The sequence below is a fragment of the Klebsiella sp. GB_Kp047 genome (assembly GCF_040065235.1).
Taxonomy (GTDB): Bacteria; Pseudomonadota; Gammaproteobacteria; order Enterobacterales; family Enterobacteriaceae; genus Klebsiella; species Klebsiella quasipneumoniae.
This window is the reverse complement of sequence record NZ_JBEAJG010000009.1, coordinates 31,285-58,213: the sequence shown is the minus strand read 5'-3', so window position 1 is coordinate 58,213 and position 26,929 is coordinate 31,285. Positions and strand designations below refer to the sequence as shown.

Genomic DNA, 26,929 nt, shown 5'->3' with positions numbered 1-26,929 from the left:
CGCAAGCCGCGTTAATGTCGGCGGTACTCGTTTTCCTGGTATTCGCCAGATTCAATCTTCGCAATGCCTGCTTCCAGGATTGAAATAAACTGACGTGCGACGTCCGTCGTTAGCCATAGCGTCTGGCCGATCTCAGCATCATTACTGTTTTCTTGAGTGGGGTTCTGGTAGTGCAGGCGCAACATCAGCGCATCGTAGCTATCAACGGTGCTGATGTCCCATCCAACGAGGGGATGGGTCTGAATGACTTCATTATTTTTTTCCATCATAACCCCTTATTCATATGTTAAAAGACAACAATTCTCGAGGTTTAATGCATATTTTTTGAAGCAAGTTAATTATATCAGGGATCAAGAATAAACTCGAGAAATTAAATGAAAGGCAGCATGATTTTCTTCTTTTGCCGCTTTTTTATTCAAGATAAGCGCGTAAAATGGCCACTTTAGTCGATATTGAGCAGAATAATCAGGACTATTCTGAACAGAAGAGGGGCTAAAAAAAGCCGGAGCGACCCGGCAAAAAAAGCACAATGAGGGAGCAAACCAGAGTAACTGGATCCCGCCATGCTTCAGGAGAGATCGTGGACAAACCAGTCGTCCGCGCTTTCCCATGTTTCCTGCAGGATTTCGCTTATCCGGTCTTTGTCTTCTTTCAGGGCGCCAAACACCGAGAGCTGATTGCCGGTGGCGTAGCGGACGCTCACCTGGCTGTCGATGGCCGGGAATTGCTCGGCGATACGGCGAGAGAGTTCGTTATTCAGCGCTTCCAGCGCGCCGTTGGGTAAGGCGGTAGTTTTGGCGATAGACACTTCAATGCGCATAATTGCCCCCTGCGTTCGATACTGGTTATTTATACAGTATCCGGTTGGCGTTGACAACAGGGGGCTACGTTTTTATTTCTTCACGGTCCAGCGAACGGTTTCACCTGCCAGGAAAGGCACCAGGGTGTCATCAGGCAGGGAAATGCTGTCCACAACGGTCGTCTCTTCACGCACCAGTTCAACGTAGCTCTCATTGACCGGCAGACCGTAGAAGCGCGGGCCGTTCAGCGAGCAGAAAGCCTCAAAGTGCTGCAGAGCGTTCATTTCTTCAAACACCGTGGCGTAGCTGCCGAGGGCGGTCGGGGCGTTGAAGCAGCCGGCGCAGCCGCAGCTGGCCTCCTTACGGTGGCGGGCGTGCGGTGCGGAGTCGGTGCCGAGGAAGGCGCGGCTGAAGCCGCTGGCGACCAGCTCCCGCAGAGCCTGCTGATGAATATTGCGTTTAAGTACCGGCAGGCAGTACAAGTGAGGACGAATACCGCCGACCAGCATATGGTTACGGTTGAACATCAGATGCTGCGGGGTGATAGTGGCCGCCAGCAGTTCATTGCCGTCACGCACATACTCGGCGGCATCTTTGGTGGTGATATGCTCAAAGACCACCTTCAGTCCGGGCAGGCGCTGGCGCAGCGGCTCCATCACGGTTTCAATAAAGCGCGCTTCGCGATCGAATATATCAATCTCGGCGTGGGTGACTTCCCCATGTACCAGCAGCGGCATCCCCAGTTTTTCCATCCGCTCCAGCACCGGCATAATGGCGTCGGTGCTGGTGACGCCGTGGCTGGAGTTGGTGGTGGCGTTGGCCGGGTAGAGCTTGGCGGCGGTGAATACGCCTTCGTTAAAGCCGCGCTCCAGCTCCGCCGGGTCGAGGGAGTCTGTCAGATAGCAGGTCATCAGCGGGGTAAAATCATGCCCGGCCGGGACGGCGTCCATAATGCGCTGGCGATAGGCGATAGCCGCCGCGACGGTGGTGACAGGCGGCACCAGATTCGGCATCACGATCGCCCGGCCATAAAACTCACTGGTATAAGGCACGACGGTTTTCAGCATATCATCATCACGTAGATGGATATGCCAGTCGTCTGGGCGGCGGATTTTCAATACCTGGGATTGTGCTGTCATGGAAGGCTCCGGCTAATAGGTTCAGTCATCAGGGCTGTTTTTTGCCGGGCACTAAGGATAAGCGTAAACGTTTTCCTTTGCACTCATTTCCGTAAAAAATTGAGGGCGCCGCGGCGCCCTGGAGATTAATTGGTAAAGGGGATGACAATCTCGCCCGGCTTCACCTCAATGCCTTTGGCGTATTTCTTCGCCAGCGCTTCACCGGTGCTGGCGTCCTCACGCAGGACATAGGCCGGCTGCTGGCTGAAGTAACTGCGCAGCGACTGATTCAGGTAGGGGAGCAGGGCCTGAATGACCGACTGCAGCTTCTCGGGCGCCACTTTGGCATCCACCACCTCCATTTCCTGCAGGAAGATGGCGCCTTTCTCTCTGTCAAAGGTTGGCAACGCTTTGAGCTTCAGATCGATCGTCGCTTTCTGCGTGCCGAACAGGGAGTTCAGGTCAACGTTAGCGATCCCGGTCAGCGTGACTTTGCCCGGCTCCTCGCGCCCGATAGCGCTGGTCAGGTTCTGCAGTTCGATATGGGCGTCGGCAACGCCTTTAAGACCAATATCTTTGGCAAAATGGTTTCGCTTCTGCAGGGCCTGGTTAATCTCCTGCTCGCTTACCGTGTATTGGGTCAGCTGATTACAGCCGCTCAGCAGGCCGCTGACAATCAGCGCGGCGGCGATCAAAATCTTTTTCATGGGGTTCCTCTGGCTCATACCTTCATTCATCCTGACACAAAGCATCATGACCTGTCAGCATCCTCGATACCAGCAGAATAGGCTGAAAGCAGGAGAAACCGCCGCCGCGCGCATCAGGTCCGCGGCTCCAGCATGCCGGAGGCAGAGCGTTTCGGACTAAACTGCCACCACAGCGCCAGAAAGGTGATAACCCCGATTGCCCCGAGCATCAGCCACGGCAGCTCGGGCTGACCGGCGGCTTTACCAGCATCAAACAGCCAGCCGCCGCCCGCATATCCCAGCGCGCCGCCAAAGGCGAGCCCCAGGCGGCTGAAGCCCATATAGCTGCCGCGCGCCCGGGCGTCCGCCAGCGAGGCGCCCAGCGTCTCCCGGGCAGGTTCAGCAATGATGGAACCGATGTAAAACAGGCAGATCAGGGTAAACAGCTGCTGCAAACTGCTGGTCATGCCGATGGGGAGCATGGCCAGGGTCATCACCAGCAGACCGGCCATCAGCCGGTGCTCAAGGCGAAAACGTTTTTCGCTCCAGCGGGCAATGGGATAGAGCAGGGTCAGCGAAATGGTGGCTTCGATGGCGTACATCCACTTTACGGCGGCTGGCGAGCCGGCGATGTCATTCACCATGATCGGCAGCATCAGCATCACCTGAACCGCCAGCATGTAATAGCCCGTCAGCGTCAGGACATAGGTGACGAAGCGCTTGTCCCGCAGCACCCGGCCCAGCCCCTCGCGGATCGGCGTTTTTACCGTCGAGAGCTTCCATGCCGGCAGATACCAGGCGTTAAACGCCGCGCAGGCGATAAACAGCGCGGCGCCGGCGCTGCACACCAGGCGGAAATCATACTGCAGCAGCCAGCTGCCCAGCAGCGCGCCAATCACCGCGCCGGCGCTATCCTGCATCATCAGGATGGAGAAAAAGCGGCCGCGCTGATGCGGGCGCACCAGCTTAACCACCAGCGCCGCCCGCGGCGGGTCGAACAGCGTGCCGCCGAGCCCGGAAAGTATGCATGAGAACCACAGTACCCACGGCTCATGGGCGACGGCCATCGCCGCGAAGCCGCCGGCGCGCATCAGCATACCGGTGACGATCATCGGTTTGGCGCCAAAGCGGTCGGCGATGGCGCCGCCAAAGATACCTAATCCCTGCTGCACGAGCTGGCGCAGGCCGAGCGCGATGCCGACCATCAGCGCCGCCCAGCCCATCTGATCGACAAAGCGGATGGAAATCAGCGGGAAGACGACAAAAAAGCCCAGCACGACCAGCATGTTATCGACTAACAGGAAATATTTACCCAGGCTCCTTGCCTGCGAGACGCGGGACATTTCCCCTCCAGGGAAAAATAGAGATAAGCGTGGATATTCTGCGGGCAATCTGCTGCTTTTCCCAGCGCCCTTGCGACAATATTTTTTTATCAAAATGCAAGTTCGATTGAGGCTATTCATCGAAAAGAGGAGATGGCGCAGAAAATGGTATGTTGCTGTTTTCACACCGTCGCGCAGGACAGGTATAGTGAAGGCAGCAAGAATGAAGTCAGGGGGACTGAAAAGGAAATGTTTGGCTATCGCAGTAACGTGCCGAAGGTGCGTTTGACGACGGACCGGCTGGTGGTGCGCCTGGTTCACGATCGTGACGCCTGGCGTCTGGCCGATTATTACGCCGAGAATAAGGCGTTCTTAAAACCCTGGGAGCCGGTTCGTGACGACAGCCACTGCTATCCTTCCGGATGGCAGGCGCGTCTGTCGATGATCGCCGAGTTTCATAAGCAGGGGTCTGCTTTTTATTTCGCGCTACTCGATCCGGAGGAAAAGGAGATCGTCGGCGTGGCGAATTTTTCCAACGTGGTGCGCGGGTCATTCCATGCCTGTTATCTCGGCTACTCTATTGGCGAGAAGTGGCAGGGGCAGGGACTGATGTTTGAAGCGCTGACGTCGGCGATTCGCTATATGCAGCGTACGCAGCATATTCATCGCATTATGGCCAACTATATGCCGCATAATCAGCGCAGCGGCGCGCTGCTGGCGCGGTTGGGGTTTGAAAAAGAGGGTTACGCCAAAGATTACCTGCTGATTGACGGGCAGTGGCGTGACCATGTATTGACGGCGCTAACGACGCCGGACTGGTCAGCGGGACGTTAAGGAGAGAGGATGAAATATCAGTTAACCGCGCACGAAGCGCGCGTCATTGGCTGTCTGCTGGAAAAGCAGGTCACCACGCCCGAGCAGTATCCGCTGTCGGTGAACGCCGTAGTGACCGCCTGCAATCAGAAAACCAACCGCGAGCCGGTGATGTCGCTGAGCGAAGGCGAAGTCCAGGCTCTGCTGGATACCCTGGTGAAACGCCATTATCTGCGTACGGTCAGTGGCTTCGGCAATCGGGTAACCAAGTATGAGCAGCGCTTTTGCAACTCCGAATTTGGCGATCTGAAGCTCAGCGCCGGCGAGGTGGCGGTGGTGACGACGCTGCTGCTGCGCGGCGCCCAGACGCCGGGTGAATTACGCAGTCGGGCGCAGCGGATGCATGAGTTCAGCGATATGGCGGAAGTGGAAAGCGTGCTGGAAGGGCTGGCGACCCGCGAAGATGGTCCCTTTGTCGCCCGTCTGCCCCGGGAGCCGGGGAAACGGGAAAGCCGCTATATGCATCTGTTTTGCGACGACATGGACACACTGATCACGACAGTGGAAGCACTCTCGCCGCTGGAAGAGGAAGACGATCTGCGTGCCAGGGTTGAAGCGCTGGAAGGCGAGGTGGCGGAGCTGAAAGCGCGCCTCGATTCGCTGTTACACCATCTGGGGGACTAAACGTGGGGACAAGATTGCGCATCGGGGTGGTTGGCCTGGGCGGTATTGCGCAGAAAGCGTGGCTGCCGGTTCTGGGGGCGGCGGAAAGCTGGACGCTGCAGGCGGCCTGGTCGCCGGGAAAAGAGAAGGCGCTGCGGGTTTGCGAAACCTGGCGGATGCCATACGCTGAATCGCTGGATGCCCTGGCGGCGCAGTGCGATGCGGTCTTTGTTCATACGTCGACGGCTTCACATTATGAAGTGGTGAATCATTTGCTGAATGCCGGGGTTCATGTTTGCGTAGATAAACCGCTGGCGGACAAGCTGAGTGAGGCGGAGACGCTGGTCGAGCTGGCGGCGCGGCGTCGTCTGACGCTGATGGTCGGTTTCAATCGTCGCTTCGCACCGCTCTATCGGGAGCTAAAGGGGCGGCTGGGCGAGGCGGCCTCGCTGCGGATGGATAAGCACCGCAGCGATAGCGTGGGCAACGATCTGCGCTTTACCCTGCTTGATGACTATCTGCACGTGGTGGATACCGCGCTATGGCTGGCCGACGGTCAGGCGCGTCTGCGCGGTGGCGCGCTACAGATCACTCCGCAGGGCGAGATGCTGTATGCCGAACACCAGTTCAGTTCGCCCCGGCTGCAGGTCACCACCAGCATGCACCGCCGCGCAGGCAGCCAGCGCGAGTGGGTGCAGGCGGTTACGGATGGCGGGCTATATGCCGTCAGCGAGATGCGCGAATGGCAGGAGGAGTGCGGTCACGGCGTGGTCCAGCGCCCGGTCGCCAGCTGGCAAACCACCCTTGAGCAGCGCGGCTTTGTCGGCTGCGCGCGCCATTTTATCGAATGCGTGCAAAATCAGACGGTTCCTGAAACCGCAGGCGAACAGGCGCTGCTGGCTCAGCGGGTGGTCGACAAACTTTGGCGCGACGCCATCAGCGAATAATCCGTTGTAACAACTGACAGTAGTAATTCATGTTGAACCCGGTAGACTATCGCCACTTTCCAGCGCCCGCATTTGCGGGCGTTTTACTCCAGGGTTTGGAATAACAGCGTAATGAACCTTTTAAAATCACTGGCGGCCGTCAGTTCGATGACCATGTTTTCGCGCGTGCTGGGCTTTGCCCGCGATGCGATTGTGGCGCGCATTTTTGGCGCCGGGATGGCGACCGACGCCTTTTTCGTCGCCTTTAAACTGCCTAATCTGCTGCGGCGTATTTTTGCCGAAGGCGCCTTCTCTCAGGCGTTTGTGCCGATCCTTGCCGAATATAAAAGCAAGCAGGGCGAAGATGCCACCCGGGTGTTTGTCTCGTATGTCTCCGGATTGCTGACCCTGGCCCTGGCGATCGTCACCGTTATCGGGATGCTGGCGGCGCCGTGGGTGATCACCATCACCGCCCCCGGGTTTGCTGATACCGCCGATAAATTTGCGCTGACTACCCAATTGCTGCGCATTACCTTCCCCTATATTTTGCTGATCTCCCTCGCCTCGCTGGTGGGGGCGATCCTTAATACCTGGAACCGCTTCTCGGTGCCGGCCTTTGCGCCGACGTTCCTCAACGTCAGCATGATTGGCTTTGCGCTGTTTGCCGCACCGTACTTTCATCCGCCGGTGCTGGCCCTGGCCTGGGCGGTCACGGTCGGCGGCGTGCTACAGCTGGCCTACCAGCTGCCGCACCTGAAGAAAATTGGCATGCTGGTCCTGCCGCGCATCAATCTGAAAGATGCCGGCGCGATGCGGGTGGTGAAGCAGATGGGGCCGGCGATCCTTGGCGTGTCGGTAAGCCAGATCTCCCTTATTATCAATACTATCTTCGCTTCGTTTCTCGTGTCGGGATCGGTGTCTTGGATGTACTACGCCGACCGTCTGATGGAGTTTCCGTCCGGTGTCCTGGGAGTGGCGCTCGGCACTATCCTGCTGCCATCGCTGTCAAAAAGCTTCGCCAGCGGTAATCATGACGAGTATTGCCGGCTGATGGACTGGGGGCTGCGTCTCTGCTTCCTGCTGGCGCTGCCGAGCGCGGTGGCGCTGGGGATCCTCGCCAAACCGCTGACCGTGGCCCTGTTCCAGTACGGCAAATTTAGCGCTTTTGATGCGGCAATGACCCAGCGCGCGCTGGTGGCCTATTCCGTGGGACTAATGGGGCTTATCGTGGTGAAGGTGCTGGCGCCGGGCTTCTATTCCCGCCAGGACATCAAGACCCCGGTCAAGATTGCTATTGTCACCCTGATTATGACCCAGGTGATGAACCTGGCGTTTATCGGCCCGCTGAAGCATGCGGGTCTATCGCTGTCCATTGGCCTGGCGGCCTGCCTGAACGCCGCGCTGCTTTACTGGCAGTTGCGTAAACAGAAGATCTTTACCCCGCAACCGGGCTGGCTGGCCTTCCTGCTGCGTCTGATTGCTGCGGTGCTGGTTATGGCTGCGGCGCTGCTGGGCGTCATGCATATCATGCCGGAGTGGTCGCTGGGGACGATGCCGTTCCGTCTGATGCGCCTGCTGGTGGTGGTTGTCGCCGGGGTGGTGGCCTATTTCGCCACACTGCTGCTGTTGGGCTTCCGCGTGAAAGAGTTTGCCCGACGTACAGCCTAAGCGGTTGTGCGGGAATGGATGAACCCGCTTCGCCTCAGGCGAAGCGGGTTTTTTTATGATGCGCGGCGTTCGGCAGCGACGATACGGGCATTCTCCAGCAGGCGGATTGCCAGGGCGATCGCCCCGCTGACCACCGCCAGGGTAACCACCCCGTTCCAGCCGGCCAGCACGTACAGCTTGCTACCCAGCACCGACCCCAGCGACATCCCGATGAAGACCACGGTAAACAGCAGGGCGTTAAGGCGGCCGCGGGCCTGCGGCTCGAGGCCATACACCAGGTTCTGATGCGCCACCAGGCTTGACTGCAGGCCAAGGTCGAAGCCAATCGCCGACAGGGCAATCAGCGCCAGCTGGCCATGCAGTGGCAGCAGCGGCAGTATAAACATCAGGGCGAAGGAGACGGTGACCAGCGCCGCCCCCATTTGAGTCACTTTACCGGCGCCAAATTTATCGGCCAGTCCGCCGGCCAGCGGCGCGGCCAGCGCCCCGGCAGCCCCGGCGATACCAAAGCCGCCCGCTACCGCACTGCCCATGTGATAGTGTTCGGAGAGCATCACCGCCAGCGTCGACCAGAAGGCGCTGAAGGCGACAGAGAGCGCCCCCTGAGCCAGCGCAGCGCGGCGTAGCGCCGGGTAGCGCTGCCACAGATGCGCCATTGAGGCCATCAGCTGCGGATAGCTCAGCGTCGAGTGAATGGCGAAGCGCGGCAGCACCCGCCACATCACCAGGCCAATCAGCGCCACGCTGACCGCCGCCGCCTGATACATCACCCGCCAGCCGAACACTGCGCCCACCACGCCGCTGACCGTCCGGGAAAGCAGGATCCCCAGCAGCAGCCCGGTCATCACCGTGCCCACCATTTTGCCCTGCTTGCCCGCCGGGGCGAGGATCGCCGCCGCAGGGACGATATCCTGCGCCATGGTCGCCGCCATACCGATCAGCAGACTGACCACCAGCAGTGAGCTGAGCTGGCCGGTGAGGCTGCACAGGAGCAGCAGGAGCGCCAGCAGCGCGCTTTTCACCAAAATCAGCCGGCGGCGATCGTGGCGGTCGCCGAGCGGGAGCAGGAACAGAATGCCGAGCGCATAACCCGCCTGCGTCAGAGTAGGGACCAGACCCATACCTTCTACCGTCAGGTGGAGGTTGGCGCCCATCAACGGCAGCAGCGGCTGCGCGTAGTAGATAGAGGCGACGCTAAAGCCGGCGCCGAGCGCGAGAATGAAGATAATCCAGCCTGCGTCGCGGGTGGAAAGGGAAGTCGGTGTCATGATCAATACCTCGTGAATGCGATGGGGCTATTTTTCCCTGAATGCGGCTGGCGCGGTAGCCGGGCTGGTGGTAAAACGGTTATACGTAGCACGTATAGGCAAAAGAAAAATGAAAAGACAGGAGCGTATAGATCGCATTGAGCTGATGCGCACCTATATTCGTATTATAGAGGCAGGGTCGCTCTCCGCCGCGGCGGGGCAGATGGAGACCACCCAGGCGACCGTCAGCCGCCGCCTGCAGTCCCTTGAAGGGCTGCTGGGAGTCAAGCTGATCCTGCGTACCACCCATGCGATGAAGCTCACTGACGATGGCGAACGCTGCTACCGTCACGCCCGCCAGCTGGTGGATGCCTGGCTGGCGCTGGAAGATGACCTGCGTATTGCCGACGATCGGCCGGTGGGGGTGCTGCGGGTGAGGGCGCCGCACGCTTTTGGCCAGCAGCAGCTGCTGGGGCCGCTGGTCGCCTTTCTCCAGCGCCACCCGCAACTGTCGGTGGAGTGGATGCTGAATGATAATACTGTCGACTTTCTCAGCGATAATATCGACTGCGCCATCCGCGTGGGGGCGGAGGTGGATCCGGCCACGGTCTCCGTGCTGCTGGCGGAAGTGCCGCGCTGCGTGGTGGCCTCCCCTGAACTGCTGGCGAAGCACCCGCCGTTAACCTCGCTGGAGGCGTTATCCGGCCTGCCGTGGATCGCCATTAACACCTTTTATCAGCATGAGGTGCGGCTCCGACATCAGGTCAGCGGGCAGCTCGTCTCCACGGCGATCACCCCCTGTCTGAGCACCGACAGCCTTTACGTCGCGCGTAACACTGCGCTGGCGGGGCTGGGGGTGGCGATGGTGTCCAGCTGGGCCGTGGCGGAGGATCTTGCTGCCGGAAGGTTGACAGAGCTGTTCCCGCAGTGGCGTCCCGCCTCGCTGCCGGTCCACCTGGTCTATCCCTGGGCGCGCTATTATCCGACGCGGCTGCGTAAATTCCTCGACCTGATGCGGGAGATCATGCCGGACCTCGCCGGCATGCAGCCTCCGCAAAGCGCATAAAAAAACCGGCCAGGAGGCCGGTTTTTTATTTAGCACGCTTACTCGACGGGCTGTGGGCGGGTCGGTTCAGCGGTGGCTTTATGGGTGGCGCTATGACCGCCGGCGGCGCCTTTGCCTTCAAAAGCGAATGGCGGGCGCACCCAGGTGCTGTGGCGCGGCGCTTCCGGGACATAATCCGGCGCTGGCGCACGGGTCATTGGCGCGGTGGCATGGCGATGACCCGCCACCACTACCGGCTTGCTCACCGGAGGCTCGACTTTGACCGGCTCGACAGGCGCGGCTTCGACAACCGGTGCTTCAACTGCGGTTTCCGCCGCCGGCGCGATGGTTTCCACTGGCGCTTCAACGACAGGCGCCGTTTCCACCACTTCAGGTTCTACCACCACCGGCCCGGCGTCGAGCGTCGCTGGCGCGATAGCCTGAGGCGCTTCGACAGCCGGCGCTTCGGTGACCAGCTCCTGCGGCGCTGGCTCGACGGCTGCTGGCGCGACACCCTCCGCAGCATCAACCACCACCGGCTCGGCGGCTACGACCGGCTCGACGACCACAGGCTCGGCGGTAACCGGCTCCATGGTAGCCGGCTCGACGGTGACCGGGGCAGCGGTAACGGTTTCAACGATGGCAACCGGGGTCGCGACGGCCGCGACGGTTTCCACAAGGTTGTCGTTCTGAACCTGAACCTCTTCCGGCTGCTGATCCTGCGGACGAACCACCGGGTAGCGGATCCAGACTTTACCGGAAGCCATCTCCGGCGATGCGCAGGCTACGGTCAGCGGCATTGGCGACTGGGTCGGATAGCGTTCGTCACGATAGCGACGACGACGCTGACCGCTAACGCGCAGGTGACGCGGGGAACGACGTGAGCGACGCGGCATACCGTTCGTTTCACGGGATTCGCCATTTTCGTCCTGGTCAGCCACGCTCTCCACTACTGCTGGCAGCTCGCCTTTCACCGGCTCGCTGCGCGGAGCGATAACTTCCGCCACTACGGCTTCTGGCACGATCTCGGCAACCTGCTCAACGACAGCGGACTCAACGCGTACTTTCTGTGCCAGCTGGCGCGGTTTACGACGCGGCAGGGTCTGCACACGCTCTTCCTGCTCCGTCTCCTGCGCTACCGGCTCTTCGCGAGTCTGCGCTTTGGCTTCCTGCTGCGCCTGACGTTTGTCGTCATTGCGGCGGCGGGTGCGTTCGCGGCGCGGCTGCTGCTCGTCACGAGATTTCGCTTTCTCCGCGTCGTCGCCTGAGGTCTGGCGAACATCACGGGCTTCCACGTTCTGCGACGGCTTCTCACGACGGTTGCGACGGTTCTCTTCACGCGATTCGCGCGGTTCACGGCCCTCGGCATTGTCCGCACGAGTATCACGATTGTCACGGTTATCGCGGTTGTCACGATTGTCGCGGTTTTCACGGCGGTCGTTGCGATCGCGGCGGTTGTTGGCGCGCGGTTTACGGCGCTCCTGCTGACGCTCCGGTTTTTCTTCCGCTTTCTTCTCGACCTTAACCTCAGCCGGTTTGGCCTCTTCGGCGCCTGAGAAGATATTCTTCAGCGCGCTGAAGAAGCGTGAGAGCAGGCCAGGCTGCGCCGGTGCGGCGGCCGCGACCGGTGCCGCTGCGGCGACAGGCGCGGCGACAGGCTCTTCAAGCATCGGGGCCGGCGGCGCGTCAGGCATGACAAAAGCGGCCAGGGCCGGCTGTTCCGGACGTTTCCGTTCTGCCGGCTCATCGTCGCCCGGCAGCGCCATCTCTTCTTCATGCAGCTTCGGCAGCAGGTAGCTCAGCGTTGAGGTCTCTTCACCTTTGCGCACGCGCAGGACGGAGTAGTGCGGCGTCTGCATTTCGTCGTTTGGCACGATAATAACGCGCACATCGCCCTGACGGGATTCGATAGCGCTCACCGCGGCACGTTTTTCGTTCAGCAGATAGGAGGCGATCGGTACCGGAACGATGGCGTGTACTTCTTTGGTGTTCTCTTTCAGCGCTTCTTCTTCAATCAGACGCAGAATAGAGAGCGACAGCGATTCGTTATCACGGACGGTACCGGTGCCGGAGCAGCGCGGGCAGACGTGGTGGCTGGATTCGCCCAGCGACGGGCTCAGGCGCTGGCGGGACATCTCCAGCAGGCCGAAGCGCGAGATATGGCTGATCTGAATGCGCGCCCGGTCCTGACGGACGGCTTCGCGCAGACGGTTCTCCACAGCGCGCTGGTGGCGAACCGGGGTCATATCGATAAAGTCGATAACGATCAGGCCGCCGAGGTCGCGCAGACGCAGCTGACGGGCAATCTCGTCAGCTGCTTCGAGGTTGGTGTTGAACGCCGTCTCTTCGATATCGCCGCCGCGGGTGGCGCGGGCCGAGTTGATATCGATCGCGGTCAGCGCTTCAGTGCTGTCGATGACGATAGAGCCACCGGACGGCAGACGCACTTCACGCTGGAAGGCGGATTCAATCTGGGATTCGATCTGGTAGTGGCTGAACAGCGGGATTTCACCGGTGTACAGTTTGATTTTGCTGCTGAAATCCGGACGACCCAGCGCAGCGATATGCTGGCGCGCCAGCTCGAGCACTTTCGGATTATCGATCAGGATTTCGCCGATATCCTGGCGCAGATAGTCACGGAAGGCGCGGACAATGACGTTGCTTTCCTGGTGGATAAGGAACGGCGCCGGACGGCTTTCCGCGGCTTTCTGAATCGCTTCCCAGTGTTTCAGACGGAAGCTCAGGTCCCACTGCAGGGCTTCGGCAGATTTGCCGACGCCAGCGGTGCGAACGATAAGGCCCATGCCGTCCGGAAGCTCCAGGCTCGCCAGCGCTTCTTTCAGTTCGGTACGGTCGTCGCCCTCGATACGGCGGGAAATTCCCCCCGCGCGCGGGTTGTTCGGCATCAATACCAGATAGCTGCCCGCCAGGCTGATAAAGGTGGTGAGCGCAGCGCCTTTGTTGCCGCGTTCTTCTTTATCAATCTGCACGATAACTTCCTGACCTTCACGCAGTACGTCTTTGATATTAGGACGGCCGTGCGCATTGTAGTTGGCGGGGAAATATTCGCGGGCGATTTCTTTGAGAGGGAGGAAACCATGACGCTCGGCGCCGTAATCAACAAACGCGGCTTCAAGGCTGGGTTCAATGCGGGTGATTTTGCCTTTGTAGATGTTCGCTTTTTTCTGTTCGTGCCCGGGGCTTTCGATATCCAGGTCGTACAGGCGCTGCCCATCAACAAGGGCGACGCGCAACTCTTCCTGCTGAGTTGCGTTGATTAACATTCTTTTCATCGTAACTTACTCATTATTCTTACATTGACGACTAAGCTGCGGGCAGAGTAATGCCTTTCCGGGGGAAAACCGATGGCCTCGTGTCTGGTTCACGTCGCCAACCTCACGGTTGTCGCGCGCTTAAGAGGCGCAGAGTGTCGGTCGCCTGTGTTTCAAACGGAAACACAGCGCAATTATTCAGGGGAACAGCCTGGGATGTATCACCAGAGAATATTCCATTTATACTCGTCGTCTTTCGCGTTGCAGGCATGATGGCTTAACCTGCTCACCTCGATCAGCGGATCCAGATGAGCTCCCGGGAGTCCCGGAGTTGACGCCTTCCTGCGACTTGAAATCCATAGAGCCTGTACCGGTAAGGACTGCAACCCGCAGCCCGCTAACTGTCTGAAAGATCACAACGTCTTACGCCATTGCTGCGTGGGCGATCGGTCAGACAAAACTGGTCATTCCGCTAATGTCTTGTTCTAACAAGATGCAATACGGAAAACGGTCTCATTATTCCATTGCTAACCTTGTTATAGCAAGTTGACTTTCACCTTTTATCACCCGGTTACTCACAGTTTTATCACCTGCCCATACAGATTGTTCTAATAACAAACAATATGGCGGTCAGGCAAACCGTGAAAACAGGATAATGATAAATATAAGCATATAAAAATGAGTGGCGCTAATGCGTCCGGCTATTTAGAATCGCGCACCATGAAAACTGAGACCCCAACCGTAAAAATGGTTGCCATTGCTGCTGATGAAGCGGGGCAACGTATCGACAACTTTTTGCGTACCCAATTGAAAGGCGTACCGAAGAGCATGATTTATCGCATCCTGCGTAAAGGCGAGGTGCGGGTGAATAAAAAACGCGTGAAACCGGAGTATAAGCTGGAAGCGGGCGATGAAGTCCGTATCCCGCCGGTGCGTGTGGCGGAACGTGAAGAAGAGGCGGTATCGCCGCATCTGCAGAAAGTGGCGGCGCTCTCTGAGGTGATCCTCTATGAAGACGATCATATTCTGGTCCTCAATAAGCCATCCGGTACCGCGGTACATGGCGGCAGCGGCCTGAGCTTCGGCGTGATTGAAGGGCTGCGCGCCCTGCGCCCGGAGGCGCGCTTCCTTGAGCTGGTACATCGGCTCGACCGCGATACCTCTGGCGTGCTGCTGGTGGCGAAAAAGCGCTCGGCGCTGCGTTCGTTGCACGAGCAGCTGCGTGATAAAGGCATGCAGAAAGACTATCTGGCGCTGGTGCGCGGCCAGTGGCAGTCGCATACCAAAGTGGTGCAGGCCCCGCTGTTGAAGAACATTCTGCAGAGCGGCGAGAGAATCGTCCGCGTGAGTCAGGAAGGCAAGCCGTCAGAGACGCGCTTCAAAGTGGAAGAGCGTTATGAATTCGCCACTCTGGTGCGCTGCAGTCCGGTCACCGGACGCACGCATCAGATTCGCGTTCATACCCAGTATGCCGGCCATCCTATCGCCTTTGACGACCGCTATGGCGACCGCGAATTTGACAAGCAACTCTCTGGTACCGGTTTAAACCGCCTGTTCCTCCACGCTGCTGCGCTGAAGTTTACCCACCCGGGGAGCGGGGAGGTGATGCGCGTTGAGGCGCCGCTGGATAACCAGCTGAAGCACTGTCTACAGGTGCTACGGAAGAGCAAATAAGTGCAACGGCGGAATCAGTTCCGCCGTTTTTTTTACCTCAGCCTAACAGCGGGTTGTAATTTTCGCGGCGCAGCATCTGACAGAGCGCGATCAAGGGTAAACCGACCAGCGTATTCGGATCGCGGCCTTCCAGCCGTTCGAACAGCGTAATACCTAACCCCTCGCTCTTAAAACTCCCGGCGCACTGCAGCGGGTTCTCTTTACGCACATAGCCTTCGATCTCTTTATCGCTGAGATGCCGGAAGTGGACGTCAAAGGGCTCGCATTCGGTTTGCAGATGACCGCTGGCGGAGTTGTACAGCGCGAGGCCAGTATAAAAGGTAATGATCGACCCGCTCGCCTTTCTCAACTGCCTGCGGGCATTTTCCTCGGTGTGCGGTTTGCCGGTGATCTCACCGTCCAATACGCAAACCTGATCGGAGCCTATAATAAGGTGATTGGGGTAGCGCGAAGCCAGGCTCTGCGCTTTGGCCTGCGCCAGCCGGGTGACAAGCTGACGCGCGGATTCTTCAGGGCGGGGCGTTTCGTCGACGTCAGGCGCCGCACATTCAAATGGTAACCCCAGTTTTTCCAGCAGCATGCGCCGCCAGGGAGAGGTTGACGCCAGGATAAGTTGAGACATATTTTTTCATCCACATATAGCGCTTCGCAGAGCATCATCTTAAACTATGCGCCGCAATGTGTGCGAATAAATGGCAAAAGGCAACCTGAGGCTGCCTTTTTCTTTGACTCTATGACATTACAAAGTTAATATGCGCGCCCTATGCAAAAGGTAAAATTACCCCTGACTCTTGATCCGGTACGCACGGCTCAAAAACGCCTTGATTACGAAGGCATCTATGCCCGCGATCAGGTTGAACGTGTAGCCGATTCTGTAGTCAGCGTGGACAGCGATGTGGAATGCAGCATGTCGTTCGCTATCGATAACCAGCGTCTCGCCGTTATTACAGGCGATGCGAAGGTGACGGTAACCCTCGAATGCCAGCGTTGCGGGAAACCGTTTTCCCATCACGTCCACACCACGTATTGTTTTAGCCCCGTCAGAAATGACGAACAGGCCGAAGCACTACCGGAAGCGTATGAGCCGATTGAGGTTAACGAATTCGGTGAAATCGACCTGCAGGCAATGGTCGAGGATGAAATTATCCTCTCCCTGCCCGTAGTTCCGGTGCATGATTCTGAACACTGTGAAGTGTCCGACGCGGACATGGTCTTTGGCGAACTGCCTGAAGAGGCACAAAAACCAAACCCATTTGCCGTATTAGCCAGCTTAAAGCGTAAGTAATTGAGGAGTAAGGTCCATGGCCGTACAACAGAATAAACCAACCCGTTCCAAACGTGGCATGCGTCGTTCCCATGACGCGCTGACCGCAGTCACCAGCCTGTCTGTAGACAAAACTTCTGGTGAGAAACACCTGCGTCACCACATCACTGCCGACGGTTTCTACCGCGGTCGCAAGGTTATCGCTAAGTAATCACGCGATACTCGCAGGATTTCCCGTTGCAGGCCATGGCGGGTTTGTACGTACCTGGGCACTCGGTTAACCCGATAACCAGAGGCGTCAATGCCCGGATTGTTGCGTCTGCAGCGTGAAAATTCGCGGGTGCCAGCGTGATGAAGCTTAGTGAGGACTCCCCGGGCAACTGGGGAATCACCGAACCGGGCAGCGACGATACCTTGACACGTCTAACCCTGGCGTTAGATGTCATGGGGGGCGATTTCGGCCCATCCGTGACAGTGCCTGCAGCACTGCAGGCACTGAACTCTAATTCGCAACTCACACTTCTTTTAGTCGGCGATCCCGACGCCATCACGCCATTACTCGCCAAAGCTGACTTCGAACAACGTTCGCGTCTGCAGATTATTCCTGCGCAGTCAGTTATTGCCAGTGATGCGCGACCCGCACAGGCTATCCGCAGCAGTCGCGGAAGCTCAATGCGCGTGGCGCTGGAGCTTGTGAAAGAAGGGCGGGCGGAAGCCTGCGTCAGCGCCGGCAACACCGGCGCGCTGATGGGCCTGGCGAAACTGCTGCTCAAACCGATTGAAGGTATTGAGCGGCCGGCGCTGGTGACGGTGCTGCCGCACCAGCAGAAGGGCAAAACCGTGGTGCTGGATCTCGGCGCCAACGTCGATTGCGACAGCACGATGCTGGTGCAGTTCGCGGTGATGGGGTCAGTGCTGGCGGAAGAGGTGGTTGGCATTGCCAATCCTCGCGTCGCCTTGCTGAACATCGGCGAAGAAGAGATGAAAGGCCTCAGCAGCATCCGCGATGCTGCCGCAGTGCTCAAAACGCTGCCTTCCCTCAACTACATCGGCTATCTTGAAGCCAATGAACTGTTGACCGGAAAAACCGATGTGCTGGTTTGTGATGGATTCACGGGCAACGTCACATTAAAAACCATGGAAGGTGTTGTCAGAATGTTCCTTTCACTGCTGAAATCTCAGGGAGAGGGCAAAAAACGGTCGTGGTGGCTGCTGTTACTAAAACGTTGGTTACAAAAAAGCCTGGCGAGGCGATTCAGTCACCTCAACCCCGACCAGTATAATGGCGCCTGTCTGTTAGGATTGCGCGGTTCCGTGATCAAGAGTCATGGTGCTGCCAATCAACGCGCCTTTAGCGTCGCGATAGAGCAGGCAGTGCAGGCGGTGCAGCGGCAAATTCCCCAACGGATCGCCGCGCGCCTGGAATCTTTATACCCAGCTGGTTTCGAGCTGCCGGAAAGCGACAGTGACGTGAACGCCCGACAGCAAAGCGGGACGAATGGACACCACTGACGCCGCGGCGGTTGAACGAGGCGGGTATATTACCCAAGAGTGACTGAGCGTACATGTATACGAAGATTATTGGTACCGGCAGCTATCTGCCCGAGCAAGTGCGTACAAACGCCGACCTGGAAAAAATGGTAGAGACCTCTGACGAGTGGATTGTCACCCGCACAGGTATCCGTGAGCGTCGTATTGCCGCAGCGCATGAAACAGTTGCTACGATGGGCTTTGAAGCCGCAAAGCAGGCGCTGGCGATGGCGGGCGTGTCCGCGGAGCAAATTGGTCTGATCATCGTTGCGACCACCTCCGGCACGCACGCGTTTCCGAGTTCGGCATGCCAGATTCAGTCTATGCTGGGCGTCAAGGGCTGCCCGGCGTTTGACGTCGCGGCCGCCTGCGCCGGTTTCACCTATGCGCTGAGTGTCGCCGATCAGTATGTCAAGAACGGCGCGGTGGACTATGCGCTGGTCGTCGGCGCCGATGTGCTGGCGCGCACCTGCGATCCGGCCGATCGCGGGACGATTATTATTTTCGGCGATGGCGCCGGGGCGGTGGTGCTGGGCGCCTCCGAAGAGCCTGGCATTATCTCGACGCATCTGCATGCTGACGGTAGCTATGGCGAACTGCTGACCCTGCCGAACGCCGATCGCGTCGATCCGGAAAATCCGATCTATCTGACGATGGCCGGCAATGAAGTCTTCAAAGTGGCGGTCACTGAGTTAGCGCACATCGTTGATGAGACGCTGGCCGCGAATAATCTTGAACGTTCTGCGCTGGACTGGCTGGTGCCGCATCAGGCAAACCTGCGGATCATCAGCGCGACGGCGAAGAAACTGGGCATGTCGATGGATAACGTCGTAGTGACCCTCGACCGCCATGGCAACACCTCCGCGGCGTCAGTCCCTTGCGCGCTGGATGAGGCCGTCCGCGATGGCCGCATTCAACGTGGGCAGCTGATTTTGCTGGAAGCCTTTGGTGGCGGTTTCACCTGGGGTTCCGCGCTGGTTCGTTTTTAGTATAAGGATTTAAACATGACGCAATTTGCTTTTGTGTTCCCGGGACAGGGCTCGCAGGCCGTAGGCATGCTGGCCGATATGGCGGCGACCTGGCCGGTCATTGAAGAGACCTTCGGTGAAGCTTCCGCAGCGTTGGGTTACGATCTGTGGGCGCTGACGCAACAGGGCCCGGCAGAAGAACTGAATAAGACCTGGCAGACCCAGCCAGCGCTGCTGACCGCCTCCGTGGCGCTGTACCGCGTCTGGCAGCAGCAGGGCGGCAAAGCGCCGGCGCTGCTGGCTGGCCACAGCCTCGGCGAATACTCCGCGCTGGTTTGCGCGGGCGTTATCGCTTTCGCTGATGCCGTTCGCCTGGTTGAACTGCGCGGCAAATTCATGCAGGAAGCTGTACCGGAAGGTACTGGCGCCATGTCAGCGATTATCGGTCTGGACGACGCGGCTATTGCCAAAGCCTGTGAAGAATCGGCCGAAGGGCAGGTCGTCTCTCCGGTGAACTACAATTCCCCGGGCCAGGTGGTTATCGCCGGTCACAAAGAGGCCGTTGAACGCGCAGGCGCCGCCTGTAAGGCCGCGGGCGCTAAACGGGCGCTGCCGTTGCCGGTGAGCGTGCCGTCTCACTGTGCGCTGATGAAGCCAGCTGCGGAGAAACTGGCGCTTGAGCTGCAGAAAATCACTTTCAACGCGCCGACGATCCCGGTGGTAAATAACGTCGACGTGAAGTGCGAAACCGCGCCGGACGCCATTCGCGACGCGCTGGTACGCCAGCTGTATAGTCCGGTTCAGTGGACTAAAACCGTTGAGTTTATGGCTGCTCAGGGCGTAACGCATCTGTATGAGGTGGGCCCGGGTAAAGTCCTCACCGGCCTGACCAAACGTATTGTTGACACCCTGACCGCTTCCGCGCTTAACGAGCCGGCGGCGATGTCTGCGGCGCTTGAGCAATAAAAGAGGAAAACCATGAGTTTTGAAGGAAAAATCGCGCTGGTTACCGGTGCAAGCCGCGGTATTGGCCGCGCCATCGCTGAAACGCTTGTCGCCCGCGGCGCGAAAGTTATCGGTACTGCGACCAGCGAAAGCGGCGCGCAGGCGATCAGCGACTATTTAGGCGCCAACGGTAAAGGTCTGATGTTGAATGTGACCGACCCGGCATCTATTGAATCTGTTCTGGAAAATGTGCGCGCAGAGTTTGGCGAAGTGGATATCCTGGTGAATAATGCCGGGATCACTCGCGACAACCTGTTAATGCGCATGAAAGATGACGAGTGGAACGATATCATCGAAACCAACCTGTCATCGGTTTTCCGTCTGTCAAAAGCGGTAATGCGCGCTATGATGAAAAAGCGTCATGGACGTATTATCACTATCGGTTCTGTGGTTGGTACCATGGGAAATGCGGGTCAGGCCAACTACGCTGCGGCGAAAGCGGGTCTGATCGGCTTCAGTAAATCACTGGCGCGTGAAGTTGCGTCCCGCGGTATTACTGTAAACGTTGTTGCTCCGGGCTTTATTGAAACGGACATGACGCGTGCGCTGACCGATGAGCAGCGTGCGGGTACGCTGGCGGCAGTTCCTGCGGGGCGCCTTGGCACCCCAAATGAAATCGCCAGCGCGGTTGCATTTTTAGCCTCTGACGAAGCAAGTTACATCACTGGTGAAACCCTGCACGTCAACGGCGGAATGTACATGGTCTGACCGAGATTTGTGCAAAACGTTCAGGAACCGCGCACTTCGCACGGTTCTCTGTGCGGTTTTGTGCGAAAAGATTTGCGTTCTTAGGGCAAACGGCCTCAAAATAGCGCAAAATCGTGGTAAGACCTGCCGGGATTTAGTTGCAAATTTTTCAACATTTTATACACTACGAAAACCATCGCGAAAGCGAGTTTTGATAGGAAATTTAAGAGTATGAGCACTATCGAAGAACGCGTTAAGAAAATTATCGGCGAGCAGCTGGGCGTTAAGCAGGAAGAAGTTACCAACAATGCTTCCTTCGTTGAAGACCTGGGCGCTGATTCTCTTGACACCGTTGAGCTGGTAATGGCTCTGGAAGAAGAGTTTGATACTGAGATTCCGGACGAAGAAGCTGAGAAAATCACCACCGTTCAGGCTGCCATTGATTACATCAACGGCCACCAGGCGTAAGTGAACATCTCCAGGCGGTCATTCGACCGCCTGAGTTTTATCTTTATTTGTCCCACAAGAATCTATTTTCCCTCCCTGGAGGACAAACGTGTCTAAGCGTCGTGTAGTTGTGACCGGACTGGGCATGTTGTCTCCTGTCGGCAATACCGTAGAGTCTACCTGGAAAGCTCTCCTTGCCGGTCAGAGTGGCATCAGCCTGATCGACCATTTCGATACTAGCGCCTATGCAACGAAATTTGCTGGCTTAGTAAAGGATTTTAACTGTGATGACATCATCTCGCGCAAAGAGCAGCGCAAGATGGATGCCTTCATTCAATATGGAATTGTCGCTGGCGTTCAGGCCATGCAGGATTCTGGCCTTGAAGTGACGGAAGAGAATGCTACCCGTATTGGTGCCGCAATCGGCTCTGGTATTGGCGGTCTCGGCTTGATCGAAGAAAACCACAGTTCGCTGGTCAACGGCGGACCGCGTAAGATCAGCCCATTCTTCGTTCCCTCCACAATTGTTAACATGGTGGCCGGCCATCTGACCATCATGTTTGGTCTGCGTGGACCAAGTATCTCCATCGCGACCGCCTGTACTTCAGGCGTGCACAACATCGGTCAGGCTGCGCGCATTATCGCCTATGGCGATGCCGATGCGATGGTGGCAGGCGGTGCGGAAAAAGCCAGTACCCCGCTTGGCGTGGGCGGCTTTGGCGCAGCGCGGGCGCTCTCCACGCGCAATGACAACCCGCAGGTGGCAAGCCGTCCGTGGGATAAAGATCGCGACGGCTTCGTGCTGGGCGACGGCGCGGGCATGGTGGTGCTGGAAGAGTACGAGCACGCAAAAAAACGCGGCGCGAAAATCTACGCCGAGATCGTCGGCTTCGGCATGAGCAGCGATGCTTACCATATGACATCACCGCCGGAAGATGGCGCGGGCGCCGCGCTGGCGATGGTGAATGCCATTCGCGATGCGGGCATCGAACCGGGCCAGATCGGCTACGTCAATGCCCATGGCACCTCGACGCCGGCTGGCGATAAAGCGGAAGCGCAGGCGGTTAAGTCTGTCTTCGGCGATGCGGCGAGCCGCGTACTGGTGAGCTCCACCAAATCCATGACCGGGCATCTGCTGGGCGCGGCAGGGGCGGTAGAGTCGATTTACTCTATCCTGGCGCTGCGCGATCAGGCGGTTCCGCCGACGATCAACCTCGACAACCCGGATGAGGGCTGCGACCTCGACTTCGTTCCGCACGAAGCGCGTCAGGTTTCCGGTATGGAGTACACCCTGTGCAACTCCTTCGGCTTTGGCGGCACTAACGGTTCGCTGATCTTCAAAAAAGTGTGACAGGGCTTGCCCCGGTACTGCTTTAACAAAAGGCCCGATTGTCGGGCCTTTTTTATTCGGCTTTCTCCACTTGTCCTCTGCTCCGTGTCCTGAGACACTCACCGACCAGTGAAAAGGAGTCCTTTATGTTCTTGATAAATGGCGTTGAACAGGACACGCTGGCGGCGAACGATCGCGCCGTCCAGTTTGGCGACGGTTGTTTTACCACTGCCCGTATACAGCATGGACAGGTTGCGTTACTGGACGCCCATCTGCAGCGTTTGCAGACAACCTGCGAAAAATTACGCATCCCGTTTGACGACTGGCTGACGCTAAGCGACGAGATGCAGCGTCTGGCTCGACCGCACGCGCAGGGCGTGCTTAAGGTGACCCTTACCCGCGGCGTTGGGGGAAGGGGATACAGCACGGCGGGCTGTGCGTCGCCCACCCGTATTCTGAGCGACTCTCCGCTTCCGGCGCACTACGCGCGCTGGCGAGAGGAGGGCATTACCCTGACCCGGAGCCCGGTGACCCTGGGGCGCAACCCCTGGCTGGCTGGCCTGAAGCATCTTAATCGTCTGGAGCAGGTGCTGATTCGCTCTCATCTTGAACAGACGGACGCCGATGAGGCGCTGGTCCTTGACAGTGACGGGTGGCTTACGGAATGCTGTGCCGCGAATTTATTCTGGCGTCAGGGACGGGATGTATTTACTCCGCGACTCGATTATGCCGGGGTCAACGGCATAATGCGGCAGCGCTGTATCGCGCAGCTGGCACCATCGACGTTTCGCGTTGTCGAAGTGACAGCGCGTCCCGAGGCGTTGCGGGAGGCCGATGAAGTGCTGATCTGCAATGCGCTGATGCCGCTGGTGCCGGTTCGTCGCTGGGAGGAGACCGTCTGGTCCTCGCGCGAGCTTTACCATTTTTTAGCCCCTTTGTGTGAGCTGTCTGGTTAGTATGAAGAAAATGTTACGTTTTATCCTGTTGCTGGTGGTGCTGTTGGGCATCGCCGCGGCGGCAGGAATGTGGAAGGTACGCCAGCTGGCGGACAGCAAGCTGCTGATTAAAGAAGAGACCATCTTTACCCTCGAAGCCGGCACCGGCCGGCTGGCGCTGGGGCAGGATCTCTATCGCGAGAAGGTGATCAATCGCCCGCGCGTGTTCCAGTGGCTGCTGCGGATGGAGCCTGAGCTGTCTCACTTCAAGGCCGGGACCTATCGCCTCACGCCGCAAATGACGGTGCGCGAGATGCTGCAGCTGCTGGCCAGTGGCAAAGAGGCGCAGTTTCCGCTGCGCTTTGTCGAAGGCATGCGCGTCAGCGACTACCTTCGTCAGCTGCGCGATGCTCCCTACGTGAAGCACACGCTTGAAGACGATAGCTACGCGACGGTGGCTAAGGCGTTAGGTCTTGACCATGCCGACTGGGTGGAAGGCTGGTTCTGGCCGGACACCTGGATGTACACCGCCAATACCAGTGACATCGCTATCCTCAAGCGCGCGCATCAGAAAATGGTCACTGAAGTGGCGAAGATTTGGGAAGGACGGATGGATAATCTGCCCTATGCCGATCAGAATCAGCTGTTGACCATGGCCTCGATTATTGAGAAAGAGACCGCGGTAGCGGAAGAGCGCGATCGCGTCGCGTCGGTATTTATCAACCGCCTGCGCATCGGCATGCGCTTACAGACCGACCCAACGGTGATCTACGGGATGGGCGAAGGGTATAATGGAAAGTTAACGCGTAAGGATCTGGAGACGCCGACCGCGTACAATACCTATACCATCAGCGGCCTGCCGCCAGGCCCTATCGCGGTGCCGGGCGAAGCGTCGCTGAAGGCGGCCGCCCATCCGGCGAAAACACCATACCTCTATTTTGTCGCCGACGGGAAAGGGGGCCATACGTTTACCACAAACCTGGTCAGCCATAACCGCGCGGTGCAGGACTATCTGAAAGTACTTAAGGAAAAAAATGCGCAGTAACTATATCGTCATCGAGGGGCTGGAGGGCGCCGGGAAGACCACCGCACGTCAACTGGTGGTGGAGACGCTGCAGTCGGCAGGTATTCACGATATGGTGTTTACCCGTGAGCCGGGTGGCACAATCCTTGCTGAAAAACTGCGTAGCCTGGTGCTGGATATCCAGTCCACGGGCGATGAAGTGATTAACGATAAAGCGGAAGTGCTGATGTTTTACGCGGCGCGCGTCCAGCTGGTGGAGACGGTGATTAAGCCTGCTCTGGCTCGCGGCCAGTGGGTGATCGGCGATCGTCACGATCTCTCCACCCAGGCCTATCAGGGCGGCGGCAGGGGCATTGACCGCACGATGCTGGCGACGCTGCGCGACGCCGTTCTCGGCGATTTTCGTCCCGATTTGACGCTGTACCTCGACGTTACGCCGGAAGTGGGGCTGCAGCGCGCCCGCGCTCGCGGCGAACTGGATCGCATTGAGCAGGAGTCGATGAACTTCTTCAATCGTACCCGCGCGCGCTACCTTGAGCTGGCTGCGGCAGATCCTTCTATCCGCACGGTGGACGCGACGCAGCCGCTGGATGCCGTCGCGCGCGATATTCGCGCCACGATCGCCCAGTGGATGGCGGAGCAACCGGCATGAAATGGTATCCGTGGCTGCGCCCCTCGTTCGAACAACTGGTCGGTAGCTATCAGGCCGGACGTGGCCACCACGCCTTACTGTTACAGTCTCTGAGCGGGATGGGCGGCGAGGCGTTGATTTATGCGCTGTGCCGCTTCCTGATGTGCCGCCAGCCTGAAGGGCATAAAAGCTGCGGTCACTGCCACAGCTGCCAGCTGATGCAGGCCGGTACGCACCCCGATTACTATCCGCTGAGCCCTGAGAAAGGCAAGAGCGCGCTGGGTATTGACGCGGTGCGCGATGTCAACGACAAGCTCTATGAGCGCGCGCGCCTCGGTGGGGCGAAGGTGGTATGGATTAGCGATGCCGCCTTGCTGACCGATGCTGCCGCCAACGCGTTGCTGAAAACGCTGGAGGAGCCGCCGGAAAATACCTGGTTCTTCCTCGCCTGCGAGGAGCCGGCGCGTCTGCTGACCACCCTGCGCAGTCGCTGCCGCCTGCACCACCTGTCGCCGCCGACGGAATCTTATGCCCTGGCCTGGCTGGAGCGTGAGGTGAACCTGCCGCAGGAGGCGCTGCTGACCGCGTTACGTCTGTGCGCCAGCGCGCCGGCCGCCGCGCTCGAACTGCTTAAAGAGCCGCAGTGGACGGCGCGACAGCAGCTGTGTCAGGCGCTGGCGACCACACTGGCGAGCGGTGACTGGCTGGCGCTGCTGCCGATACTCAATCATGAACAGGCGGCGGTTCGCCTGCACTGGCTGGCATCGCTGCTGGTCGATGCGCAAAAACGACAGCAGGGAATTGCCCTGGTGAGTAACCCGGATGTCTGGCCGCTGCTGGAGCAGCTGGCGCACAGTCTGCCCGCCGCCCGGCTGCAGGCGATTGCCCATGACGTCTGTACCTGCCGCGAGCAATTGCTGAACGTCGTCGGCGTCAACCGCGAACTGCTGCTCACCGAGCGCCTGCTGCGCTGGGAACATTACCTGCAACCCGGGACGGTTTTACCCGTCTCCCACCTCTGAGTGAGACATTATGTTTTTAGTCGACTCCCACTGCCATCTTGATGGTCTGGATTATCAAACCCTGCACAAAAACGTCGATGACGTACTGGCAAAAGCGGCCGCACGCGATGTGAAATTTTGCCTGGCGGTCGCCACGACGCTGCCTGGCTACCGCAGTATGCGCGAGCTGGTAGGAAGGCGTGACAACGTCGTCTTCTCCTGCGGCGTGCACCCGTTAAACCAGGATGAGCCCTACGAGGTGGAGACACTGCGCACGCTGGCGGCGGAAGAGGGCGTCGTCGCGATGGGAGAGACCGGACTGGACTATTTTTATACCCCGGAAACCAAAGTCCAGCAGCAAACTTCGTTCCGTGACCATATCCGCATCGGCCGGGAGCTGAACAAGCCCGTGATCGTGCATACCCGTGACGCTCGCGCCGATACCCTGGCCATTTTACGCGAAGAAAAGGTGACGGATTGCGGAGGCGTACTACACTGTTTCACTGAGGACAGGGAGACGGCGGGTAAGCTGCTCGACATGGGGTTCTATATCTCGTTTTCCGGTATCGTCACTTTCCGTAACGCCGAGCAGCTGCGCGATGCGGCGCGCTATGTTCCGCTGGATCGTCTGCTGGTGGAGACCGATTCGCCATACCTGGCGCCGGTACCCCATCGCGGCAAAGAGAACCAGCCGGCGCTGGTGCGTGACGTTGCTGAATACATGGCGGTACTGAAGGGTGTGTCGCTGGAGCAACTGGCTCAGCAGACCACCGACAATTTTGCCACGCTGTTCCACATTGACCCCGCCCGCTTGCAACCTGCTTGATCTGCTTATTATTTTAAGGCTCGTAATTAATAGCCAAAGCGAGTAAA

General features: G+C 58.6%; 27 protein-coding genes. 19 read left to right on the top strand and 8 right to left on the bottom strand.

Annotation, left to right across the window (positions count from 1 at the left end):
• Positions 1-11: 11 nt before the first annotated feature.
• The 5 genes from bssS to mdtH all read right to left on the bottom strand — a co-directional run bounded on the left by bssS (position 12) and on the right by mdtH (position 3,947).
• On the bottom strand, positions 12-266 hold the full coding sequence (gene bssS / locus ABLV76_RS06665; RefSeq protein ID WP_002898992.1) for a biofilm formation regulator BssS: 255 nt from the start codon (positions 264-266) through the stop codon (positions 12-14).
• A 302-nt stretch (positions 267-568) separates the two neighbouring features.
• On the bottom strand, positions 569-820 hold the full coding sequence (gene dinI / locus ABLV76_RS06660) for a DNA damage-inducible protein I (protein WP_002898994.1): 252 nt from the start codon (positions 818-820) through the stop codon (positions 569-571).
• 72 nt (positions 821-892) lie between these two features.
• Positions 893-1,939 carry a dihydroorotase gene (pyrC, locus tag ABLV76_RS06655; protein ID WP_048294471.1) on the bottom strand — a complete coding sequence of 349 codons (1,047 nt, stop codon included), beginning with the start codon at positions 1,937-1,939 and terminating at the stop codon, positions 893-895.
• A gap of 125 nt (positions 1,940-2,064) precedes the next feature.
• Positions 2,065-2,625, bottom strand: coding sequence for a lipoprotein (locus ABLV76_RS06650; protein ID WP_004204546.1), 561 nt, complete (start codon positions 2,623-2,625; stop codon positions 2,065-2,067).
• 113 nt (positions 2,626-2,738) lie between these two features.
• Positions 2,739-3,947: a multidrug efflux MFS transporter MdtH gene (mdtH, locus tag ABLV76_RS06645; protein WP_023289127.1), complete on the bottom strand. Its 1,209-nt coding sequence runs from the start codon at positions 3,945-3,947 to the stop codon at positions 2,739-2,741.
• A 228-nt stretch (positions 3,948-4,175) separates the two neighbouring features.
• Between mdtH and rimJ the strand changes: the two genes are divergently transcribed.
• The 4 genes from rimJ (at position 4,176) to murJ (ending at position 7,996) form a co-directional block, all read left to right on the top strand.
• On the top strand, positions 4,176-4,760 hold the full coding sequence (gene rimJ, locus ABLV76_RS06640) for a ribosomal protein S5-alanine N-acetyltransferase (RefSeq protein ID WP_017900738.1): 585 nt from the start codon (positions 4,176-4,178) through the stop codon (positions 4,758-4,760).
• A gap of 9 nt (positions 4,761-4,769) precedes the next feature.
• A complete protein-coding gene (locus ABLV76_RS06635; RefSeq protein WP_004204549.1) occupies positions 4,770-5,423 on the top strand; it encodes a YceH family protein in 654 nt (217 codons plus the stop codon).
• 14 nt (positions 5,424-5,437) lie between these two features.
• Positions 5,438-6,349, top strand: coding sequence for a Gfo/Idh/MocA family oxidoreductase (locus ABLV76_RS06630; RefSeq protein WP_072140422.1), 912 nt, complete (start codon positions 5,438-5,440; stop codon positions 6,347-6,349).
• A gap of 111 nt (positions 6,350-6,460) precedes the next feature.
• Positions 6,461-7,996, top strand: coding sequence for a murein biosynthesis integral membrane protein MurJ (gene murJ / locus ABLV76_RS06625; protein ID WP_004204551.1), 1,536 nt, complete (start codon positions 6,461-6,463; stop codon positions 7,994-7,996).
• A gap of 53 nt (positions 7,997-8,049) precedes the next feature.
• Here murJ and ABLV76_RS06620 read toward each other — a convergent pair whose 3' ends face one another.
• A complete protein-coding gene (locus tag ABLV76_RS06620) occupies positions 8,050-9,264 on the bottom strand; it encodes an MFS transporter (RefSeq protein WP_004204552.1) in 1,215 nt (404 codons plus the stop codon).
• A 16-nt stretch (positions 9,265-9,280) separates the two neighbouring features.
• On the opposite strand from ABLV76_RS06620, the gene ABLV76_RS06615 reads away from it, so the two are divergent.
• Positions 9,281-10,309, top strand: a complete 1,029-nt coding sequence (locus ABLV76_RS06615; RefSeq protein WP_074194119.1) for a LysR family transcriptional regulator — start codon at positions 9,281-9,283, stop codon at positions 10,307-10,309.
• A gap of 38 nt (positions 10,310-10,347) precedes the next feature.
• Here the strand turns inward: ABLV76_RS06615 and rne are convergent, their stop codons facing one another.
• Complete coding sequence (gene rne / locus ABLV76_RS06610; protein ID WP_348878240.1) at positions 10,348-13,581, bottom strand: ribonuclease E; 3,234 nt, start codon at positions 13,579-13,581, stop codon at positions 10,348-10,350.
• A gap of 699 nt (positions 13,582-14,280) precedes the next feature.
• Between rne and rluC the strand changes: the two genes are divergently transcribed.
• Positions 14,281-15,234, top strand: a complete 954-nt coding sequence (gene rluC, locus ABLV76_RS06605; RefSeq protein ID WP_012542245.1) for a 23S rRNA pseudouridine(955/2504/2580) synthase RluC — start codon at positions 14,281-14,283, stop codon at positions 15,232-15,234.
• A gap of 37 nt (positions 15,235-15,271) precedes the next feature.
• On the opposite strand, the gene ABLV76_RS06600 is transcribed toward rluC, so the two are convergent.
• Complete coding sequence (locus tag ABLV76_RS06600; protein ID WP_004204559.1) at positions 15,272-15,856, bottom strand: nucleoside triphosphate pyrophosphatase; 585 nt, start codon at positions 15,854-15,856, stop codon at positions 15,272-15,274.
• Between the two features lie 141 nt (positions 15,857-15,997).
• On the opposite strand from ABLV76_RS06600, the gene yceD reads away from it, so the two are divergent.
• From yceD to ABLV76_RS06535, 13 genes are all read left to right on the top strand, one after another.
• Complete coding sequence (yceD, locus tag ABLV76_RS06595) at positions 15,998-16,519, top strand: 23S rRNA accumulation protein YceD (RefSeq protein ID WP_017900733.1); 522 nt, start codon at positions 15,998-16,000, stop codon at positions 16,517-16,519.
• 16 nt (positions 16,520-16,535) lie between these two features.
• Positions 16,536-16,709 carry a 50S ribosomal protein L32 gene (gene rpmF / locus ABLV76_RS06590; RefSeq protein WP_000290724.1) on the top strand — a complete coding sequence of 58 codons (174 nt, stop codon included), beginning with the start codon at positions 16,536-16,538 and terminating at the stop codon, positions 16,707-16,709.
• 203 nt (positions 16,710-16,912) lie between these two features.
• A complete protein-coding gene (gene plsX / locus ABLV76_RS06585; RefSeq protein WP_202821001.1) occupies positions 16,913-18,010 on the top strand; it encodes a phosphate acyltransferase PlsX in 1,098 nt (365 codons plus the stop codon).
• Positions 18,011-18,063: 53 nt separating this feature from the next.
• Positions 18,064-19,017: a beta-ketoacyl-ACP synthase III gene (locus ABLV76_RS06580; protein WP_002899288.1), complete on the top strand. Its 954-nt coding sequence runs from the start codon at positions 18,064-18,066 to the stop codon at positions 19,015-19,017.
• A 15-nt stretch (positions 19,018-19,032) separates the two neighbouring features.
• Entirely contained in the window at positions 19,033-19,962 is a 930-nt protein-coding gene (fabD, locus tag ABLV76_RS06575; RefSeq protein WP_004204563.1) for an ACP S-malonyltransferase, read from the top strand.
• A gap of 12 nt (positions 19,963-19,974) precedes the next feature.
• Complete coding sequence (gene fabG / locus ABLV76_RS06570) at positions 19,975-20,709, top strand: 3-oxoacyl-ACP reductase FabG (RefSeq protein WP_002899294.1); 735 nt, start codon at positions 19,975-19,977, stop codon at positions 20,707-20,709.
• Positions 20,710-20,919: 210 nt separating this feature from the next.
• The gene (acpP, locus tag ABLV76_RS06565) at positions 20,920-21,156 is read left to right on the top strand and encodes an acyl carrier protein (protein WP_000103754.1); all 237 of its coding nucleotides are present in this window, start codon (positions 20,920-20,922) and stop codon (positions 21,154-21,156) included.
• Positions 21,157-21,244: 88 nt separating this feature from the next.
• Positions 21,245-22,486, top strand: coding sequence for a beta-ketoacyl-ACP synthase II (gene fabF / locus ABLV76_RS06560; protein WP_348878239.1), 1,242 nt, complete (start codon positions 21,245-21,247; stop codon positions 22,484-22,486).
• Between the two features lie 125 nt (positions 22,487-22,611).
• Positions 22,612-23,421, top strand: a complete 810-nt coding sequence (gene pabC, locus ABLV76_RS06555) for an aminodeoxychorismate lyase (protein WP_057214305.1) — start codon at positions 22,612-22,614, stop codon at positions 23,419-23,421.
• Between the two features lies 1 nt (position 23,422).
• Entirely contained in the window at positions 23,423-24,445 is a 1,023-nt protein-coding gene (yceG, locus tag ABLV76_RS06550) for a cell division protein YceG (RefSeq protein ID WP_004204565.1), read from the top strand.
• Positions 24,435-25,076: a dTMP kinase gene (tmk, locus tag ABLV76_RS06545; protein WP_004204566.1), complete on the top strand. Its 642-nt coding sequence runs from the start codon at positions 24,435-24,437 to the stop codon at positions 25,074-25,076. Before yceG ends, tmk begins: the two co-directional genes overlap by 11 nt.
• Positions 25,073-26,077, top strand: a complete 1,005-nt coding sequence (gene holB / locus ABLV76_RS06540) for a DNA polymerase III subunit delta' (RefSeq protein WP_017900729.1) — start codon at positions 25,073-25,075, stop codon at positions 26,075-26,077. Before tmk ends, holB begins: the two co-directional genes overlap by 4 nt.
• A 10-nt stretch (positions 26,078-26,087) precedes the next feature.
• Positions 26,088-26,882, top strand: coding sequence for a metal-dependent hydrolase (locus tag ABLV76_RS06535; protein ID WP_004204569.1), 795 nt, complete (start codon positions 26,088-26,090; stop codon positions 26,880-26,882).
• Positions 26,883-26,929 lie beyond the last annotated feature (47 nt).

Coding starts and splice junctions, on each gene's coding strand:
- dinI (WP_002898994.1), bottom strand. CDS start 820: ATGCGCATTGAAGTGTCTATCGCCAAAACTACCGCCTTACCCAACGGC.
- rluC (WP_012542245.1), top strand. CDS start 14,281: ATGAAAACTGAGACCCCAACCGTAAAAATGGTTGCCATTGCTGCTGAT.
- fabG (WP_002899294.1), top strand. CDS start 19,975: ATGAGTTTTGAAGGAAAAATCGCGCTGGTTACCGGTGCAAGCCGCGGT.
- murJ (WP_004204551.1), top strand. CDS start 6,461: ATGAACCTTTTAAAATCACTGGCGGCCGTCAGTTCGATGACCATGTTT.
- rne (WP_348878240.1), bottom strand. CDS start 13,581: ATGAAAAGAATGTTAATCAACGCAACTCAGCAGGAAGAGTTGCGCGTC.
- pabC (WP_057214305.1), top strand. CDS start 22,612: ATGTTCTTGATAAATGGCGTTGAACAGGACACGCTGGCGGCGAACGAT.
- rpmF (WP_000290724.1), top strand. CDS start 16,536: ATGGCCGTACAACAGAATAAACCAACCCGTTCCAAACGTGGCATGCGT.
- holB (WP_017900729.1), top strand. CDS start 25,073: ATGAAATGGTATCCGTGGCTGCGCCCCTCGTTCGAACAACTGGTCGGT.
- ABLV76_RS06580 (WP_002899288.1), top strand. CDS start 18,064: ATGTATACGAAGATTATTGGTACCGGCAGCTATCTGCCCGAGCAAGTG.
- ABLV76_RS06620 (WP_004204552.1), bottom strand. CDS start 9,264: ATGACACCGACTTCCCTTTCCACCCGCGACGCAGGCTGGATTATCTTC.
- ABLV76_RS06600 (WP_004204559.1), bottom strand. CDS start 15,856: ATGTCTCAACTTATCCTGGCGTCAACCTCTCCCTGGCGGCGCATGCTG.
- rimJ (WP_017900738.1), top strand. CDS start 4,176: ATGTTTGGCTATCGCAGTAACGTGCCGAAGGTGCGTTTGACGACGGAC.
- acpP (WP_000103754.1), top strand. CDS start 20,920: ATGAGCACTATCGAAGAACGCGTTAAGAAAATTATCGGCGAGCAGCTG.
- yceD (WP_017900733.1), top strand. CDS start 15,998: ATGCAAAAGGTAAAATTACCCCTGACTCTTGATCCGGTACGCACGGCT.
- yceG (WP_004204565.1), top strand. CDS start 23,423: ATGAAGAAAATGTTACGTTTTATCCTGTTGCTGGTGGTGCTGTTGGGC.
- ABLV76_RS06650 (WP_004204546.1), bottom strand. CDS start 2,625: ATGAAAAAGATTTTGATCGCCGCCGCGCTGATTGTCAGCGGCCTGCTG.
- tmk (WP_004204566.1), top strand. CDS start 24,435: ATGCGCAGTAACTATATCGTCATCGAGGGGCTGGAGGGCGCCGGGAAG.
- pyrC (WP_048294471.1), bottom strand. CDS start 1,939: ATGACAGCACAATCCCAGGTATTGAAAATCCGCCGCCCAGACGACTGG.
- ABLV76_RS06635 (WP_004204549.1), top strand. CDS start 4,770: ATGAAATATCAGTTAACCGCGCACGAAGCGCGCGTCATTGGCTGTCTG.
- ABLV76_RS06615 (WP_074194119.1), top strand. CDS start 9,281: ATGCGATGGGGCTATTTTTCCCTGAATGCGGCTGGCGCGGTAGCCGGG.
- mdtH (WP_023289127.1), bottom strand. CDS start 3,947: ATGTCCCGCGTCTCGCAGGCAAGGAGCCTGGGTAAATATTTCCTGTTA.
- fabD (WP_004204563.1), top strand. CDS start 19,033: ATGACGCAATTTGCTTTTGTGTTCCCGGGACAGGGCTCGCAGGCCGTA.
- bssS (WP_002898992.1), bottom strand. CDS start 266: ATGGAAAAAAATAATGAAGTCATTCAGACCCATCCCCTCGTTGGATGG.
- ABLV76_RS06535 (WP_004204569.1), top strand. CDS start 26,088: ATGTTTTTAGTCGACTCCCACTGCCATCTTGATGGTCTGGATTATCAA.